Below are 17609 nucleotides of genomic sequence, written 5' to 3' on the forward strand. Positions count from 1 at the left end.
ATTATTTAATTTTGTTTTGCTGATTACTATTTTGTTTTTTAACTAAGTCAGAAACTATTTCCTCATAATTTTCAAGTTCTTTTTGGGATTCCCGCTTTTTAAGTTTCTTAAAATCTTCATCTAATCCTTTATAAAGCGAAAAGCACATAACTATTAAAATAACGGCAAATGGCAATCCTGTTACTATTGTGGCTGTCTGAAGCGCCTGTAAACCACCTCCTATTAAAAGAACTGCAGCTACAGCACCTTCGGCGAGAGCCCAGAATATTCTTTGTCCTACTGGCGCATCTATTTTGCCTCCAGAAGTTAAATTATCAACTACCAAAGATCCCGAATCTGAAGAAGTAACAAAGAAACCTGCAATTAATATTATTGCAATTATATTAAGAATAAATGCGAAAGGATAGTCTTCTAAGAAAACAAACAAAGCTGTAGCAACGTTATCATTAACAGCATTTGCAATAGTATCATCACCAAGTAGCACTTGATGTACCGCTGAACTTCCAAAAGCTGAAATCCAGAAAAAAGTCACAATAGAAGGTACTATTAAAACTCCTAAAATAAACTCGCGGACAGTACGCCCTTTTGAAATACGAGCAATAAACATACCTACAAAAGGAGACCAAGCAATCCACCATCCCCAATAGAAGACGGTCCAGGCATTTTGCCAATTAGATCCGGTATAACTTTCTGTCCAAGTTGCAACTTGTAAGAAGCCAGAAAGGTAATTTCCAGTGTTTTGTACGAAGGATTGAAAAATAAATATTGTTGGCCCTAATATGACTACAACCAAAAGAAATAGCGCGGCTACCCTCATGTTCCATTCACTCAAAACTCTCACTCCCTTATCTACTCCTAAAACAACTGAAACAGTAGCAATGGCGGTAACTCCAACAATTAAAATAACTTGAGTTTGCACACCACTATCTACATCAAATAAGTGCTCTAATCCTGCTGCAATTTGTTGCACTCCCAATCCCAAGGAAGTAGCTAAACCAAATACGGTAGCAAGAACAGCAAAAATATCTATCGCATCTCCAATTCTACCGTAAATTTTATCCCCTAAAAAAGGATAAAAAATAGATCTAATAGTAAGTGGAAGTCCGCGAGAATACGTGAAGTATGCCAAAGATAAACCTACTAATGCATACACTGCCCAAGCATGAAAACCCCAATGTAAGAAAGTAAATTTCATAGCTTCCTTAGCTGCTTCAGCGGTCCCTCCTTCCGCCATTGGCGGACTAAGAAAATGGTAAATAGGCTCTGAAATACTCCAAAATAACAATCCAATTCCCATTCCCGCGCTGAATAACATTGCGAACCAAGAAAGAGTTTTAAATTCAGGCTTAGCGCTTTGCCCTCCTATTCTTAACTGACCAAACTTACTGAAGGCCAAATAAATCATAAATATTAGAAAAATATTTACACTTAATATAAAAAACCAACCCGCTTTATTTGCCACAAAATTCTGAGTTGCGGTAAACACCTCTTCTGCCCCTTCTTTAAACATAAGGGTCAGCGCTATTATGATGATGATCGTGATAGCAGAGGTGAAAAACACCGGTCCATTCACATCTAATCCAAAAATGGATTTCTTTTCATCGCTTCTTATAATCTTCTTAGCCATAATTCATCTTTTTTTTGATGTAATTTAATTTCTCTGAGAGTTTATAACTCTCCATTTATAAATAAAACCTAAAACAATATCCAATATTAATATCAAAACTTACTTATGATTTAGCTTCAAAATTGCCTTTCAAAAAATTAATTATAAAATTTCCACTGAACTAAAAATGATTGTATCCATAGGATAATAAATACATATGTACTTCTGAAAACGACTAAATCTTCGAGTACATTCATTTAAAAATCAGTAAATCTGGGGGCAGTTTTCTGCATAAAAGCAAATCACAGTAAATACAATGGCTAAATACCAGAGCAAGAATATTAAAAAACTAAAATAAGTAAATGAGCAAAGAACTTTAGTCAATATCAACCTGTTCACTAAAACAGTCTTAAAAAAGCAATATATTGGAGTGCAAACTTAGTGAAAAAAAGAGAGGTCATCACACACAAATAAGGAATAGAAACAATAACAGAGAATAACACAAATATAAAAATAAAATAACAAATAATCTTCATTTATTTTACTAAAAAACTCATTATAAACTGTTAGCAATATTCCCCTAAAATTGAGTTGTGACACTATTTGAGCTAGTAAGTAGTATCACAACTATAAAAAGCCCTCTTATTAGTCCCGTAAATAGAGAACTGCTTGTGATCTAACTTATAAATAAGAGTCCAAATTAGTCATGGAACCTATACTTACTATTGAACAAAAGCAACCTTTTATACCTTTATTTATTTTGTAAGTTAATCCCAATAAAAACTTAAACTCTACTTAAATTACGTAATTTTAGATGAAATCTATAAAACATACAATATCATGAAAAAAATAATATTATCGACAGCCTTACTAATTGCTGTAGTTATTGGTTGTAAAACAAGTAGCAGCTCCGGTGACTCTAAGAAATTAGCCATTGCTTTTGAAGCAAAAAGCAACAGTACTGTTTCTGGTACAGCAACTTTTATTGAAAAAAATGGCAAAGTAACTTTCGTAGCAAAATTAGCAGGGTTAAAACCGGGAGTTCATGCCATTCACATCCATGAAAAATCAGATTGTTCAGCTGCAGATGGAAGTTCCGCTGGAGGACATTGGAACCCTACTTTTAAGAAACATGGAAAATGGGGTCTTGGTGAACACCACAAAGGAGACATAGGAAACTTTACTGCTGATGCTAACGGTAACGGAACCATTACTTTGACTACAGATGAATGGAATATAGGCTCAGGAGATCCAACAAAAGATATTCTGGGAAAAGGATTGATTGTACATGAAGGAACTGATGATTTTATTTCCCAACCTTCCGGTAATGCGGGAGCGAGAGTAGCCTGTTCAGCAATTATCAAGTAAATTCACAATATAGAGATACATGTAGTTTTTAAAATAACTGCATGTATATCTTAACTTAATAACAAGACCATAAATAACATAGCTTTGTACTATTAAAAATAAACAATGATTAACCCTTCAGCATCCGGTTGGATACATAAGTATTTTACAAAACAAAAACTCAAGGAACAAATTGTTTACGACGGTCTTGATTTATTTTACACTAATATTAGAGAAACAGGATTCATATATGGTCACATTGTCTCTTTTGAAACAACCGTTCCCATAATAACGAAAGGTTGGGTTCAAAACGAAATACCAAAGGTAGCCCTCCTAAATACACTTTACGCCATTTATGGATTAACTACTAGTGACAACAATCCTGATAATTTCCTGTCGAAAGCTTTAGCCTTTTACAATGAAATGACTCCTCAAGGATATAATTTGTTAAAAAAAATACTTCCTGATAGTCCGCCTTCTTTAAATTTAGAAAAAATAATTGATGATAGAGTTCAAACCAACATTGACATCTTCAGTAAAAACTTTTCTCATATCGTAACGAACGCATTACTTTTTATTGATGTTTTAGCTTTTCGACAATATTTAACTTACGGTACGATTCCAGAGAAATATTTAAAAAAAATTGAGGAAGCGGTCATTAGCGTTGTTTCACTTGCTTTGAAAACCAAATCGAATAAATCCACATACGACGATTTATTAATTAAGTTATTTGAAGCCTCAGTTCGTTATAGTAAGTTCTCAAAAGTAAGTGTTCAAAACCTAGAAGAACTTAATCTGGACTATTTTGAGTCTGAATTAGAAAAATATTATCTAATTGATATGGCAGGAATGGCACTATGGAGTGATGGAAAGATTGAAAATGAAGAGGCTTATTTTTTACACAAATTAGCAGAACTGATTGCAGTTCCTGATGAGTTTGTAACAGAAAGCATTAAAAGTACTGATACATTTATCACAAAGCATAAAAGTAAAATTCCTTATTTCAATTATTCGAATCCTGTTAAACATTTTTATGACCAAACAACTCAAAGTGTAATTACCTTAATAACAAGAAATAAAAACAGATTAGTCAAAGAAATTGTTCAAAGTAGAGACTTAATGATACTTTTGGCAATCTCAACAAGGAGAGATTTAGATGAAAAAGAAAAGAAAAAAGTAAAGAAACAGTTGCTTGACATTTGTAAAACCGTTCCGTCACTGACTATCTTCTTACTTCCTGGCGGTAGTTTGCTATTACCGATTTTGATCAAATTTATCCCAACATTGCTGCCATCAGCTTTCAACGAAAATTTAGATATAGATTAAAAAAAAAATCGCCCTAAGGCGATTTTTTCTATAGATTTAATTGGTAAACTTGGTCCAATTCTTTATTTGAGCTGATATTGACTTTTAAATCGGTAACAAAACCTGAGTTTAATCCGTAAACCCATCCGTGAATACTTAAATCTTGTCCGTTTTTCCATGCTGCCTGCACGATCGATGTTTTAGATAAATCATAAACCTGCTCTTTAGCATTAATTTCTACAAAAGCATTGAATCGCTCCGTTTCATCCTCAATAGAATCTAGATAGGCGTTATGCAGACGGTAAACATCTTTGATATGACGAATCCAGTTATCTATTATACCTATGGATTGGTTACCCATAGCAGCTTTAACTCCACCACAACCATAATGTCCACAAACAATGACATGTTTTACTTTTAATACATTAACTGCATAGTCTAATACACTTAGCATGTTCATATCTGAATGGACTACCATATTGGCAATGTTTCTGTGAACAAACACCTCACCTGGCTTCGCACCAATGATTTCATTTGCTGGAACGCGACTGTCTGAGCAACCAATCCATAATAATGGTGGTGTCTGCCCTTTGGCTAAATCTGCGAAATAATTTGGATCGATAGCTAATGCTTTCTCAACCCACAGTTTATTGTTTTCTAATATTTTTTTATAAAAATCACTCATTTTCTTATGTTTTATAAATTATCAGATCAGTCTCAAACCTTAAAATTACTATAAAGAAAACAATTTTTACGGTTTGAATTACACTGTCCTACTCTATTTTTAATTAATCTTTAAAAACTTCTTTTTTAACCATTACCCTTTTGGCAACATCATAATAGTGTTCAAAAGAAACATGATTGGCAGTATCTGGACTATTATCTATATAATAGGCCTTTTTAAACCCTTTAAGCTTTACATTAATATTTTCATCAACTGCTCTAGTTTCTTTAAACTCTCGAATCAAATCTAAGATGTCATGAGCTATATAAACGGTGTCTTCAGCATTTATTACTACTTTAGAATTCTCTGGAACATCGTTTAAGGTGCTTTTTATTGCCGCCTTATTCAAAAAAGATACCTCTTGTGCTAAATCAATATGGATGATATCACCGTCAACATACTCTTCCTTCTTAAAACTATAAGCTCTTTTTAAATTCCCTTTAAGTATAAAAATAATACTAATTAAAATACCTAAAAGTACTCCTTTAAGCAAATCGGTTGTTACGACCGCTACTAAGGTGGCAATAAAAGGAATAAACTGGTATTTTCCTTTTTCCCAGAAATGAACAAAAGTAGCTGGTTTAGCTAATTTATATCCCACTAAAATTAATATTGTCGCTAATGTTGCTAATGGAATCTTGTTTAAAATAACAGGTACTGCCAGCACACTGATTAATAAAAGTACCCCATGAATAATCGCTGACATCTTTGATTTGGCACCAGCATTATTATTTGCCGAAGACCTTACCACCACGGATGTCATTGGCAAACCACCAATTAGCGAACTTAAAAGATTACCAAATCCTTGTGCTTTAAGCTCAACATTGGTATCAGTATACCTCTTATGTACATCCATTCTATCGGAAGCTTCAATACACAATAGTGTCTCAATTGAAGCCACTATCGCAATCGTTAGTCCTACAATCCAAACTTTAGGATTCAAAAACCCTGAGAAATTAGGAGTAATAACAATCGCTTTTAACTCATCAAAAGAAGTGGGTACCGGTAACGTAACCAAATGTGCGTTAGAAATTGCCAATGAGCTACCAGACATGATAAAAACTTCGTTTAGCACAATTCCCGAAATCACCGCTATCAATGCACCAGGAATTAATTTTAATTTCTTTAAAAAAGGAACTTTGTCCCAAGCAATCAGTATGACTAGTGACACTACTGTGATCACTAGTGCCCCTAATTGAATATGGTTAAAAATTTCGAATAATGAAGAAAACGAATTGCTTCCATTACTTTGAATAAAAGACTGATCCCCTTCAAAATCAGCATCATAACCAAAAGCATGAGGGATTTGTTTTAGAATAATAATAATACCGATACCGGCAAGCATTCCTTCAATTACATTTGTTGGGAAATAATTTGAAATACTACCTGCTTTAATAAAACCTAAAGCTAGTTGAATAAGTCCTGAGATAAAAACGGCTGTTAAAAAGATGTCAAAAGCACCCAAATCGGTAATAGCAGTTAAAATAATAGCGGTTAAGCCAGCTGCCGGTCCTGAAACACTAACATGAGACTTACTCAAGAAACCAACTACGATTCCTCCAATAACTCCTGAAATAATTCCTGACATCAATGGTGCACCAGACGCCAATGCAATTCCTAAACATAACGGGAGAGCCACCAAAAAAACCACTAAACCAGACGCAAAATCTGATTTAAGGTTGGCAAAAAGATTAATTTTTTTTGTCATAATACTAAAATAATTCATGCATAAACCGTCACCAACATCTATAAACGCGACAGTAATTTTTTTTTAAAAGATAATCGGAGGTATTAAGCCAAATTCGGCGGAGGGGAAAATATAGAGGTCGAAATCTTATCGTGTTTAGATAGATTTTCAGAAAGGATAAGACTTGACTTATTGTACTTTCCTAATAAGAAACCAAATTCTATATCAGTATGGTACGCAAAATTTTTAACCTCTTTTTGAATCTGTTCCTCTTCAGATAAACTAAAGAAAACGGAAGTATCGCATGTCTTCTCTATCATCGTCACTATGGCTGGCGTTGATAGAAAGGCTATAAATAAGAATAAAAATATGCGAGCTATAAATTTCATTAATGCTACCTATAAATTTAATTAATGTAAAAGTATAATTTAACTAACTAATTAGCTAGTGTTGAAAAAGAATTTTGTAAAAATTTAACATTAACAAAAAAAACCAAAATAGTAATTGATTACTATTTTGGTTTTTTTGATATTCTAAAAGAAAGTGGAGTCCCGTTATTCTTCTAACCAAGCCTGCATCATCCAGATCGTTTTCTCTTGCTCTGAAATGAAGTCACTCATCATGGCATTCGACCCTTCGTCATTAATCGCTGCCGATTTATTTAAAATTTCTCTTTCTAGCACTAGCAGATGAGATAATGAATGTACAATCAAATGAACCGCTTTTTCATCATTTGAAATATTTTTACCAACTACAATATTATTGTGCTTGATATAATCCTCAAACGTATGCAACGGGGTACCGCCCAACGTTAAAACACGTTCAGCTATCATATCAACCTTAAGTTGTGAATCGTTGTAAAGTTCTTCAAATTTTACATGCAAATCAAAAAAACGTTTTCCTCGGATATTCCAATGAATCCCTCTTAAGTTCTGATAATAAACTTGATAATTAGATAATAATGAATTTAGTTCATTTACTATTTCTTCTGTTCCTTTTACTGGTAGACCTAAAATATTTGTTTTCATGTTTTTAATTTTAACAAACGTAGCAAGAAAAGAACGAAATACACTATAAATTAAATTGATTGTTTTTATATTTGTATCGTAAAATACTATTTAATGACAATTACTCAATTAAGATACGTCCTAGCTGTTGCTGAACATAAAAATTTCACACTGGCCGCAGAAAAATGTTTTGTAACGCAACCGACGTTAAGTATGCAAATTCAAAAAATTGAAGAGGAATTAAGCATCTTAATTTTTGACCGATCTAAAAAACCGATTCAATTGACTGACATTGGGCAAAAGATTGTGAATCAAGCCAAAAACATTGTCAACGAAGCGGGGCGAATCCAAGACATCGTCGAACAACAAAAAGGCTTTGTAGGCGGTGAATTCAGGTTAGGTATAATTCCGACCGTCATGCCTACACTACTTCCCATGTTTTTAAATAATTTCATAAAAAAATATCCAAAAGTTAAACTAATAATTGAAGAGTTAAATACAGAGGAGATTATCACAAAACTCAATAACGGCCATCTGGATGCCGCAATTGCAGCTACTCCCTTGATGGAAGAAAAAATCAAGGAAGTAGTTTTGTACTTTGAACCTTTTGTAGCCTACATTCCTGAAAGCCATCAGCAATTTAAAAAAGAAGAAATCACAATCTCAGATTTAAATCTGGACGAAATCCTTTTACTGCAAGATGGGCATTGCTTTAGAGATGGAGTATTAAATTTATGTAAAAATAATCCAAAAAGTGGATTCAGCCATTTTCAAATAGAAAGCGGAAGTTTTGAAACTTTAATAAAACTGGCCGATGAAGGATTAGGTACAACCCTCCTTCCTTTTTTGCACACCTTGGATTTAAAAGAAGCCGACAAAACAAAACTACGTCATTTTGCAGAACCTAAACCAGCGCGAGAAGTAAGCTTAATTTTTCCTAAAAGCGAATTGAAAATGCATATAATTGATGCATTACGCACCACTATCGCCGGAGTGATAAAAGGGGCTATTGTTTTTCAAAATGTACAGATTGTGAGCCCGCTCAAAAGCAAATAAAAAAAAGGGAAATTATATAATCTACTTTTTTTATTCTTTACGCAATGACAGCTAAACACCCTTTTAATTCTGGTTTTTCATTCGTAAAGGATAAAAGCCATTTCCTTAAATGGTCAATTTCGTATGGTAATAAATTTCTAATTGCTTTTTTAAGCTCTTTGATAAAAAGCTCGGTGTTAAAACTCACTCTTTCAAGTACCTCTTTTGTGTAATCATAAATCATTCTGGACATAACAATAGGATTTAAATTCATCTTAATAAAACATATCGCTAATATATTGATTAATGACATTGATTTTACATTAAAACCAGATTAAATGCAGTAAACATCGCTTAAATACATCTTTTTCTACATAATTCATTAAAAATCCTACAGCACTAATTATCAAAACAATAGTAATTATAGTAAAACTCATAAGTTCTAAAGTAAAAAAAAAGGAACCTTTACGGGTTCCTTTTTTATATCTATGGCTCTACTATTAGTAAACACTGTTGTAATTCTGGTTTTTCGATTATAAAATTAAATAGCCATTCTCGCAATTGTTCCATTTCATACGGTAGCAATGTTTTAATGGCTTTTTCCAACTCTTTGCAAAAAAGTACCGGGTCGAAACTCACTCTTTCTAGTATTGATTTTGTGTAATCAAACATGATTTTAGACATAATAAATTAAGAATTTATGGTTAAATTATTGTTTTTAACATATAGTAAAAATACATTTTTTATAATTATTAATTGTAAATTTAACGTGTAATTTTCATTATTACTTTATTTCGACTAACTATTTTTACAAATAAAAATAAAAATCAATGCTAATTTACAAGGTTTTTCTTGCACGAAACATCTCTCTTTTTCCCGGTGGTCCTTCCAGTTTCTCGACTTTAAAACCTACTTCAATCATACTCCTTTTCACTACACCACGTGCAGCATAAGTTACTAGCACCCCATTGTTTTTAAGTGCATCAAACATTTTTTTGAATATGGCGGTACTCCATAACTCTGGCTGTACACGGTAGCCGAAAGCATCAAAATAAATAAGATCGAACCTATCCAAATCATCAATTTTCTCAAACAGCTGTTTCCTTTTGGTTAATGAAAAATCATTCTCAAAAACCTCCTTTTCACCCCAATTGCATTGGTGCATTTTTTCGAAAACATCTTTGTAATCGATAGCGTTCAATTCTTCAACATAATTCATGGAAACCAATTCTTCCGAAGATATAGGATAGGCTTCCACCCCTACATAATCGATTAATTGATTCATTTTTTTTCCTTCCAAAAAAGTAATAAAGGCATTCAGCCCGGTACCGAAACCAATTTCCAAGATTGAAATTTGTTTGTTTTGAAATAAAGACAATCCGTTTTTTATAAAAACATGTTGCGCTTCTTGTATCGCGCCATGTTTAGAATGATAGCACTCATCCCATTCCTTAATTTGTATGGTAGTCGAACCGTCAAGTGTCTGTATAATTTCTCTTTTCAAAATAATATTTTTGAGGGTATTATTAAATTCATACTTTTTGTGCTTCGCCAAATTTAATAAAAACTACTATAGTTACTCCACATACCCCTAAGTATTATTCATTTCATAGAAAAAGCAAAGTTTTTATTGATTTTAACACCTGCAAATTAATCACAATTAAAAGCTATAATTAATGTCATTTTGACAAGAGTTTCGGTGATTTTTATTTAATTTTACATGGATTAAAATTTTATATGCATAACAACAATTTTTTATGCAATTGCGAACAGTATTTCCAACTTTAAAAAAAACAACAGAATATTATGAGTACAACTCACAGTAACAAAATTGAAATCATAAAAGCAGAGACTTCTAAAATTAATGAAGTAGATTTTGAAAACTTAAGCTTTGGTTCGGTATTCACCGATTATTTACTTGAATGTGATTTTAAAGATGGAGAATGGCAAAAGCCGGTCATCAAACCCTATGCACCATTTTTACTGGACCCTTCGGCTAGAGTTTTTCATTATGGACAAGCTATTTTTGAAGGAATGAAAGCTTATAAAGATGAAAGTGATGATGTTTGGCTTTTTAGACCTGATGAAAACTACGAACGATTCAATAAATCAGCGGTAAGAATGGCAATGCCAGAAGTTCCTGAAGCTGTTTTTATGGATGGTCTAAACGAATTATTAAAGTTAGATGAAGCTTGGATAAAAAAAGGAAAAGGGAATACATTGTACATCAGACCATTTATGATCGCGACCGGTAAAGGAGTTATTGCAAACCCATCTGACGATTACAAATTTATGATTATTTTGTCTCCTGCAAAATCATATTATTCTGGAGAAGTAAAAGTCTTGATCGCAGAGCATTTTAGTAGAGCGGCAAATGGCGGAATTGGAGCTGCAAAAGCTGCAGGTAATTATGCTGCGCAATTTTACCCGACCAGCTTAGCAAATGAAGCAGGTTTTCAACAGGTAATATGGACTGATGATGCAACACACACAAAACTGGAAGAAGCAGGTACAATGAATGTTTTTTTCAGAATAAATGACACTTTATTCACAGCTCCTGTAAGTGAGAGAATCCTGGATGGTATTACTAGAAAGAGTCTTATTGATATGGCTAAAAAAGAAGGTATTAGTGTTGAAGTGCGTCCTGTTCTAGTTTCAGAACTTGTTGAAGCATCTAAAAATGGTTCGCTAAAAGAAATATTCGGTGCAGGTACTGCAGCCGTAGTTAATCCGATTATTGGTTTCTCTTATCAAGAGATTTATTATGAATTACCGAAAATTGAAAATTCATATGCTGATCAACTAAAAGATAAATTAACGAACATACAACACAAACTGGCTGAAGATACATTTGGCTGGACCGTAAAAGTATAGCTTTTAGTTCCGCTTCGTTAGCGGGTGCAACTTTAAATAAAAAAGCGATTCCCAAATTGGGAATCGCTTTTTTTATATTCTCTTTTTTCGGCGTATCAAAACAATATTTATCTAAAACGCAAAATCAACTGCTATTAAAATGCAAAACTGAACTTTGTTATTCGCCCAATATTTTAGAAAAATCGGGTTTAAAATAATTAGGTCCCTTCATTACTTTTCCGTCTTCACGATATATAGGATTGCCTGACTCGTCTAATTTACTCATATTGCTGCGTTGAATTTCATCAAAAACCGCTTCTATTTTATGTTGCAATCCGTGTTCAATAATAGTCCCGCAAAGGATATACATCATATCGCCTAAGGCATCGGCTATTTCAATTAAATCATTATTTTGAACAGCCTCCAGGTATTCTTCATTTTCTTCTTTCATCAAATGATACCGTAGTGTGTTCTTGCTGTCTCCTAAATTGGCAATAGGACTTTCACTATGCCCAATTTTAAATGCGGTATGAAATTCTTTAACTGAATCGATTTGCTTTTGCATAATTTTATTTGATTAAATGAGACCGCAAATTAGCAACTAATCCTAAACAATTGATTAAATTTGCTCAAAATAATTAAAACTATGTTTAGTCAAAGACAATTAATATTTGCAGGCTGTTTTTTTGTTGCTTTTGTTATTGCAATTATTATTTCCTACCGGAAAGACATCAAAATTCACAAAGAATTTTACAAAGGTAATTACAAGATATTACTGGGTTTTCTACTTTTTATTGTGATTCTATTTGTAATAAAAGTGTTTTTTAAACGTTAATTTTACTTTTTAAAACAAAAAATGCCCGCTTCACAGCAGGCATTTTTTATTTATTCAATTCTAATTTTCTAGCGGTAAAAAGCTAAAGTTTTTTGAATATTCCAACATTTGTTCGGCAAAAGTTTTTGGTTGTTCTACATTGATTGATATAATCTTTCCTTTTGAATCTATATTAGGAACCAACATCGGGTTTACAAAACCGCTATAAGGGGCAGAAGGAAACTTTTTATTCCGTTCCAATACTTCCGCATGAAGCTTTTGATCCACTTTAACACCGTAATTTTCAACCAAGGACTTACCTGCATTATAATCGCCTTCAGATTTTATACGTTGTACTTCACGTAACAACTGTCCGAACAAAGCATGCAACTTCTCGTAATTGGTAATATTAAAATACGTTTTTCCATCGCGGCTGATTTTTTCGATTACATTATCTTTCTTTCCTTTTTCAAATGCCCAAGCACTAACCCATTGACGGTTTCTCATATGAGACTCTTCAATATCTGCCCCTAATTCTAAACGAACTAATTGAGTCATTAAGCCATTTCTAATGTAACTGTCATAAGACTCTCTTCCAGTTTTTTTCCAATCGTCAACTAAACCTAACTCTTGAATTTTAGAATCGTACAAATAAAACAATCCAACTAAGTCAGCTCTTCCCTCTTCCAAAGTTGAAGCATAACTTTTCAATGTTTCTCTAGGAGTTCCTACACCGGAGTTGATTTGTCCTGAAGCATGCCCTACTACTTCGTGTAAGGCGGTATGCAATTTATCTCCAATTTCTCCATATTTTTCAGCCAAAGCAATTTCCTCTTTGTCATTTGCAAATTCCCCTAACTTTCCTTTTCCGCCAGCTTTAGAATACGCATCGATGATATTTCCTAAAGAAACTGATTTAGAACCATGTTCCGCACGAATCCAGTCCGCATTAGGAAGATTCACTCCAATGGGCGTACTTGGTGATGCATCTCCGGATTCTCCTGCAACGATTACTGTTTTATAGGAAACACCAACCACATTTTTCTTTTTATGTTGTTCCATTAACGGAGAATTGTCTTCAAACCATTGCGCGTTTTTAGAAACCTTTTCCATTTTTTTGGACATATCGAAATCCTTGATTTGTACAATCCCTTCATAAGAACCCCTATATCCTAAAGGATCATTATACACTTCAATGAATCCATTGATATAATCAATGTTTCCCTCGGTAGCAGATAACCAAGCAATATTATAATCGTCCCAAGTTTTTAAACTTCCCGTTTTGTAGTATTTGATCAACAGTCCTAAAGCTTTCCCTTGTTTTTTATTTTCGGCTACACTTTTTGCTTTTTTTAACCAAAAAATAATTTTTTCAATTGCATCACCGTACATCCCATTAGACTTCCAAACTTTTTCTTCCAACTGTCCTTTTGAGTTACGGACTAATTTTGAATTTAATCCATAAGAGTAAGGCTTAGTAGGGTCTGGATTCACTTTTTTAGTATAAAAATCTTCTGCTTCTTTTAATGAGATTTCTTTATCATAAAAATTAATGGCCGAGCCTTCCAGTAGCCCTTTCGATTCGTCTAGGTTAACTTTTTTGGAATCTGCATCATTAAAAATAACGGCAACAATAGCAGGCGCTAATTCAGTTTTGGTCGCTTTCATCAAAATATCAAAATAATCCTTTGCAAAATCCGGTTTGATTTTATCACTTGAGTAATGGTGATGAATTCCATTTGAAAACCAAACTCTTTTTAGATATATTTCAAAATTTTTCCAATCTGCAGTCGTTTTATCGCCATTATAATTTTGATAAATATGCTCTAATGCAGCTCTGATCTTCAGGTTGTACTTATAATTTTGATCCCACATGATGTCACGACCTGAAGTTCCAGCCTGCGTAAGGTAATAAACTAATTTCTGCTCCTTTATTGTAAGGTCCCCCCATCCCGGAATTTGATATCGCAACACTTTAATGTCGGCAAATTGTTCCACAAGATAATCGAAAGGCTCATTCTGTGCCGTTTTTACTACTGTTGACTCTACTGCTTGTGCATTACAGAAAACAGAAACTACCAGAGTCATAAAAATCCCGGCCATTTTAAATAATTTCATTATTATTAATTTTTAGAAGTTTAATAAATTATAGTTCGTCAAATATACATATTCTCTGAATAAATCATAAAAAACAATACTTAAAATGCTTCGAACACGAAACGAGAACCAAGCTTATTTTAGCAACTATTTTCGTTAGTCCATTTATTAGCCGTAGGATTACATTTAGATTCATTCAGAGATGATAGTAGTATTAGAATTAAGAAGTAATTTCAGATAAATTATGCTTAGCGAATAAAGCAGTTTTTCCAAAATTCTTTTATGCTTCGTCTTCTATATTAATAAAAAAATTAACTTTACCACTGAAAAAAATCAATTGATCATGCGCATTTTAAAATATATTTTTCTTTTACTATTGCTAAGCATAGTTGCTTTGTCCATTTTTATTGCCACTCAAAAAGGCAATTTCACTATCGAAAGAAGCAAAATTATCAATTCACCAAAATCAGCCGTGTTTAGCTACGTAAACGATTACAGAAACTGGGCCGACTTTGGTTCGTGGACTACTGAAGATCCAGAAATCAAAGTACTGTATCCGGAAGTAACTGTTGGTAAAGGCGCGTACTATTCCTGGGAAGGAAAAGAGGGTACGGGTGAAGTACGTACCCTTTTTGTTAAAGAAAATGACAGTATTGCTCAAAAAATGAATTACAACGGAACATCTTCCTCCGTTTCCTGGAGTTTTAAAGATACCATAGGCGGGACTAAAGTCACATGGCAGTCAGAAGGAAAGATGAGTTTTCTTTTTAAAGTCTACACTGCCTTAAATGGTGGAGTTAACGAAGTTATTGGTAAAATATATGAAAAAAGCTTGGCGAATTTAGATAAGGCACTTGACTATGAAATTAACACCTTTTCGGCAAAAGTAAACGGACTGGTGAAAAAACCACAAATTTTTTATTTAGCCCAAACCTTTACAAGCGAATTATCAAAAGTTAACAAAAACACTAAAATAGTTATTCCAACTATCGTGGCTTTTTGCGAGAAAAATGATATTTCTATAAGTGGAAAACCATTTGTAATTTATCATACCTATGATTTAGTAAAAGGTTTAGCAAAAATTTCAATTAGTGTTCCCATAAAAAAAGAAATATTTATCAGCCCAGGAAGTGATATCGTATCTGGAAAACTGGAAGCATCGGAAGGGGTAAAAACAACTGTAACGGGAGACTATTCTCATATCAAAAAGGGATACGAAAAGACGCTAGAATTCCTTAACAAAAACCAATTAACCCCAGATCCACTAACTTCACATATCGAGATTTATTCGACCGACAAAACTGAAATAAAGAACCCATCTAAATGGGTTACTGAAATTTACATTCCGGTACTATCTAAAATCCTACCTGTGAAAGCCGCTATTCCGGCACCTGCCAAAATACCTGTTACCACAACGGATGCTACAGCTACAAGTGCAATTGAGCCGGCAAAAATTAAGAAACCAGTCGTAAAAGTCACTGAAACAAAAAAATTACCAACACATAAAACTGCGGAAGAAGAACCATCAGAGTTCTAGATTTTTTTTTAGTTTGCGATTAAACCTATTTAATAAATTCCAATTTAACTCTATAAAATATTGCTTTGCAGGAAGAAGAGGAACTTATACAACAGTTACTGAACCCCAAAACGCAAAATGAGGCGTTCCAAAAACTCTTGTTGGCCTATCAAAAACCTTTGTACAATCACATTCGGAATATCATTTTGAATCATGATGACACAGATGATGTCTTGCAAAATACATTTATTAAAGTCTTTCAAAATTTAAAAAATTTCAAAGGAGAAAGCAAACTGTTTTCTTGGATGTATCGTATTGCTACAAATGAAGCTCTTACCTTTTTAAACCAAAAAGCTAAAAAAGGAGGAATCTCCTCTGAAACATTACAAAATAAAACTATTGATAATCTTAAATCGGATAGCTATTTTGATGGAAATGAAATCCAAATAAAATTACAAAAAGCGATTGTTACCCTTCCGGAAAAACAACAATTAGTTTTTAAAATGAAATATTTTGAAGAGCTGAAATACGAACAAATATCAGAAATATTAGGTACATCAGTAGGTGCATTGAAAGCATCCTACCATCATGCCGTAAAAAAAATAGAAGCATTTGTGACCACAAATTAAACCTTTTACCAAAAATTAAGTCCTATACTTGTTATGAAAGCATTTAAATTAGAAAACGAGCCTAAAATTGAATCTGGATTTAAAACTCCAGAGTATTACTTTGAAAATTTTTCAGAAAAGCTGATGCATCAGTTACCTGAAAAACAACCAAAGGTAATTTCTCTTTTTCAAAAAAATAAAAAGGTTTTCATGTTAGTTGCTGCAGTTTTGATTTTAGCATTGCTTATTCCTGTATTTTATACTAGTACCGCTACTGCAAATAGTAATGAAATAGATACAACAACTTTGGAAAATTATTTGAGTTACCAATCCAATATAAATCAATTTGATCTGATTTATGATTTAGGACCTGATGAAATTGATAATATCAAGACAACGGTTGCTTTGCAAGACATAACTATTGAAGATCTATTAGCGGGTAATGCTAATTTAGAGAACCTTATCGTTGAATAATTCTTCTAAAAAAGTATGAAAAAAAATTAGAAAAAATGAACATCAAAAAAATCATCCCATTACTTTTATTATTGACTTCCTTTAGTTTTTACGCACAAGAGCGTGGAATCAAAGATAAAAGAGAGCAAATTAAAGCCCTAAAAGTGGCTTTTTTGACTACTGAATTAGACTTGACGACACGCCAAGCCGAGAAATTTTGGCCAATCTATAATACTTTTGATAATAAGCAATTTGAGATAAGACAGCAAAAAATGAGAGCATTTAAAAATCGCATGAATAATAGTGCCTTAGATGACATGAGTGAAAAAGAAGCAAATGTATTACTTACACGAATGGAAGTCGCAGATGAAGAGCTGTTTTTATTACGAAAGAAATTTACTAAAAATCTGAAAGAAGTACTACCCGCCGTAAAGATTATAAAACTTAGAAAATCTGAAGAAGGTTTTAATAGAAAGTTATTGCATCAATATAGAGATTCAAGAAAATAATACGGTACCGCAATGAAACTACTACCTTATTCCACTCCTCAGAGTATG

The 17609-nt window shown here is 33.0% G+C and carries 18 protein-coding genes; 8 read left to right on the forward strand and 10 right to left on the reverse strand.

Going from position 1 to position 17609, the window contains the following annotated elements; genetic code table 11:
• Position 1: 1 nt before the first annotated feature.
• Positions 2–1627, reverse strand: a complete 1626-nt coding sequence (locus CXF59_RS04325; RefSeq protein ID WP_101136465.1) for a BCCT family transporter — start codon at positions 1625–1627, stop codon at positions 2–4.
• An 819-nt stretch (positions 1628–2446) separates the two neighbouring features.
• Between CXF59_RS04325 and CXF59_RS04330 the strand changes: the two genes are divergently transcribed.
• On the forward strand, positions 2447–2974 hold the full coding sequence (locus CXF59_RS04330; RefSeq protein ID WP_101136466.1) for a superoxide dismutase family protein: 528 nt from the start codon (positions 2447–2449) through the stop codon (positions 2972–2974).
• Positions 2975–3079: 105 nt separating this feature from the next.
• Complete coding sequence (locus CXF59_RS04335) at positions 3080–4279, forward strand: LETM1-related biofilm-associated protein (protein WP_101136467.1); 1200 nt, start codon at positions 3080–3082, stop codon at positions 4277–4279.
• Between the two features lie 28 nt (positions 4280–4307).
• Here the strand turns inward: CXF59_RS04335 and can are convergent, their stop codons facing one another.
• The 4 genes from can to CXF59_RS04355 all read right to left on the reverse strand — a co-directional run bounded on the left by can (position 4308) and on the right by CXF59_RS04355 (position 7697).
• Complete coding sequence (gene can, locus CXF59_RS04340; RefSeq protein ID WP_101136468.1) at positions 4308–4943, reverse strand: carbonate dehydratase; 636 nt, start codon at positions 4941–4943, stop codon at positions 4308–4310.
• Between the two features lie 103 nt (positions 4944–5046).
• Complete coding sequence (locus CXF59_RS04345) at positions 5047–6690, reverse strand: SulP family inorganic anion transporter (RefSeq protein WP_101136529.1); 1644 nt, start codon at positions 6688–6690, stop codon at positions 5047–5049.
• A gap of 83 nt (positions 6691–6773) precedes the next feature.
• Positions 6774–7058 carry a hypothetical protein gene (locus tag CXF59_RS04350; protein ID WP_101136469.1) on the reverse strand — a complete coding sequence of 95 codons (285 nt, stop codon included), beginning with the start codon at positions 7056–7058 and terminating at the stop codon, positions 6774–6776.
• Between the two features lie 165 nt (positions 7059–7223).
• Entirely contained in the window at positions 7224–7697 is a 474-nt protein-coding gene (locus tag CXF59_RS04355; RefSeq protein WP_101136470.1) for a Dps family protein, read from the reverse strand.
• A gap of 93 nt (positions 7698–7790) precedes the next feature.
• Here CXF59_RS04355 and CXF59_RS04360 point away from each other — a divergent pair, with 93 nt between their 5' ends.
• A complete protein-coding gene (locus CXF59_RS04360) occupies positions 7791–8732 on the forward strand; it encodes a LysR substrate-binding domain-containing protein (protein ID WP_101136471.1) in 942 nt (313 codons plus the stop codon).
• A 37-nt stretch (positions 8733–8769) separates the two neighbouring features.
• Here the strand turns inward: CXF59_RS04360 and CXF59_RS04365 are convergent, their stop codons facing one another.
• The 3 genes from CXF59_RS04365 to mnmD all read right to left on the reverse strand — a co-directional run bounded on the left by CXF59_RS04365 (position 8770) and on the right by mnmD (position 10215).
• Positions 8770–8964, reverse strand: coding sequence for a hypothetical protein (locus CXF59_RS04365; RefSeq protein ID WP_101136531.1), 195 nt, complete (start codon positions 8962–8964; stop codon positions 8770–8772).
• Positions 8965–9197: 233 nt separating this feature from the next.
• A complete protein-coding gene (locus CXF59_RS04370; protein WP_101136472.1) occupies positions 9198–9395 on the reverse strand; it encodes a hypothetical protein in 198 nt (65 codons plus the stop codon).
• A gap of 154 nt (positions 9396–9549) precedes the next feature.
• Positions 9550–10215 carry a tRNA (5-methylaminomethyl-2-thiouridine)(34)-methyltransferase MnmD gene (mnmD, locus tag CXF59_RS04375; protein ID WP_101136533.1) on the reverse strand — a complete coding sequence of 222 codons (666 nt, stop codon included), beginning with the start codon at positions 10213–10215 and terminating at the stop codon, positions 9550–9552.
• 302 nt (positions 10216–10517) lie between these two features.
• Between mnmD and CXF59_RS04380 the strand changes: the two genes are divergently transcribed.
• Positions 10518–11585 carry a branched-chain amino acid aminotransferase gene (locus CXF59_RS04380; RefSeq protein ID WP_101136473.1) on the forward strand — a complete coding sequence of 356 codons (1068 nt, stop codon included), beginning with the start codon at positions 10518–10520 and terminating at the stop codon, positions 11583–11585.
• A 157-nt stretch (positions 11586–11742) separates the two neighbouring features.
• Here CXF59_RS04380 and CXF59_RS04385 read toward each other — a convergent pair whose 3' ends face one another.
• Positions 11743–12129 (reverse strand): nucleoside triphosphate pyrophosphohydrolase family protein, encoded by a 387-nt coding sequence (locus CXF59_RS04385; RefSeq protein WP_101136474.1) that lies wholly within the window; start codon positions 12127–12129, stop codon positions 11743–11745.
• A 330-nt stretch (positions 12130–12459) separates the two neighbouring features.
• Entirely contained in the window at positions 12460–14496 is a 2037-nt protein-coding gene (locus CXF59_RS04395; protein ID WP_101136476.1) for a dihydrofolate reductase, read from the reverse strand.
• Between the two features lie 322 nt (positions 14497–14818).
• Here CXF59_RS04395 and CXF59_RS04400 point away from each other — a divergent pair, with 322 nt between their 5' ends.
• The 4 genes from CXF59_RS04400 (at position 14819) to CXF59_RS04415 (ending at position 17561) form a co-directional block, all read left to right on the forward strand.
• Positions 14819–16012, forward strand: a complete 1194-nt coding sequence (locus tag CXF59_RS04400; RefSeq protein WP_101136477.1) for an SRPBCC family protein — start codon at positions 14819–14821, stop codon at positions 16010–16012.
• Between the two features lie 65 nt (positions 16013–16077).
• Positions 16078–16620 (forward strand): RNA polymerase sigma factor, encoded by a 543-nt coding sequence (locus CXF59_RS04405; protein WP_101136478.1) that lies wholly within the window; start codon positions 16078–16080, stop codon positions 16618–16620.
• Positions 16621–16653: 33 nt separating this feature from the next.
• Complete coding sequence (locus CXF59_RS04410; RefSeq protein ID WP_101136479.1) at positions 16654–17073, forward strand: hypothetical protein; 420 nt, start codon at positions 16654–16656, stop codon at positions 17071–17073.
• 35 nt (positions 17074–17108) lie between these two features.
• Positions 17109–17561, forward strand: a complete 453-nt coding sequence (locus CXF59_RS04415; RefSeq protein WP_101136480.1) for a sensor of ECF-type sigma factor — start codon at positions 17109–17111, stop codon at positions 17559–17561.
• The last annotated feature ends 48 nt before the right edge of the window (positions 17562–17609 follow it).

The organism is Flavobacterium sp. ALD4 (assembly GCF_002836475.1).
Classification (GTDB): Bacteria; Bacteroidota; Bacteroidia; order Flavobacteriales; family Flavobacteriaceae; genus Flavobacterium.

Coding starts and splice junctions, on each gene's coding strand:
- CXF59_RS04325 (WP_101136465.1), bottom strand. CDS start 1,627: ATGGCTAAGAAGATTATAAGAAGCGATGAAAAGAAATCCATTTTTGGA.
- CXF59_RS04360 (WP_101136471.1), top strand. CDS start 7,791: ATGACAATTACTCAATTAAGATACGTCCTAGCTGTTGCTGAACATAAA.
- can (WP_101136468.1), bottom strand. CDS start 4,943: ATGAGTGATTTTTATAAAAAAATATTAGAAAACAATAAACTGTGGGTT.
- CXF59_RS04350 (WP_101136469.1), bottom strand. CDS start 7,058: ATGAAATTTATAGCTCGCATATTTTTATTCTTATTTATAGCCTTTCTA.
- CXF59_RS04415 (WP_101136480.1), top strand. CDS start 17,109: ATGAACATCAAAAAAATCATCCCATTACTTTTATTATTGACTTCCTTT.
- CXF59_RS04410 (WP_101136479.1), top strand. CDS start 16,654: ATGAAAGCATTTAAATTAGAAAACGAGCCTAAAATTGAATCTGGATTT.
- CXF59_RS04370 (WP_101136472.1), bottom strand. CDS start 9,395: ATGTCTAAAATCATGTTTGATTACACAAAATCAATACTAGAAAGAGTG.
- CXF59_RS04385 (WP_101136474.1), bottom strand. CDS start 12,129: ATGCAAAAGCAAATCGATTCAGTTAAAGAATTTCATACCGCATTTAAA.
- CXF59_RS04345 (WP_101136529.1), bottom strand. CDS start 6,690: ATGACAAAAAAAATTAATCTTTTTGCCAACCTTAAATCAGATTTTGCG.
- CXF59_RS04380 (WP_101136473.1), top strand. CDS start 10,518: ATGAGTACAACTCACAGTAACAAAATTGAAATCATAAAAGCAGAGACT.
- CXF59_RS04365 (WP_101136531.1), bottom strand. CDS start 8,964: ATGTCCAGAATGATTTATGATTACACAAAAGAGGTACTTGAAAGAGTG.
- CXF59_RS04400 (WP_101136477.1), top strand. CDS start 14,819: ATGCGCATTTTAAAATATATTTTTCTTTTACTATTGCTAAGCATAGTT.
- CXF59_RS04355 (WP_101136470.1), bottom strand. CDS start 7,697: ATGAAAACAAATATTTTAGGTCTACCAGTAAAAGGAACAGAAGAAATA.
- CXF59_RS04335 (WP_101136467.1), top strand. CDS start 3,080: ATGATTAACCCTTCAGCATCCGGTTGGATACATAAGTATTTTACAAAA.
- CXF59_RS04395 (WP_101136476.1), bottom strand. CDS start 14,496: ATGAAATTATTTAAAATGGCCGGGATTTTTATGACTCTGGTAGTTTCT.
- CXF59_RS04330 (WP_101136466.1), top strand. CDS start 2,447: ATGAAAAAAATAATATTATCGACAGCCTTACTAATTGCTGTAGTTATT.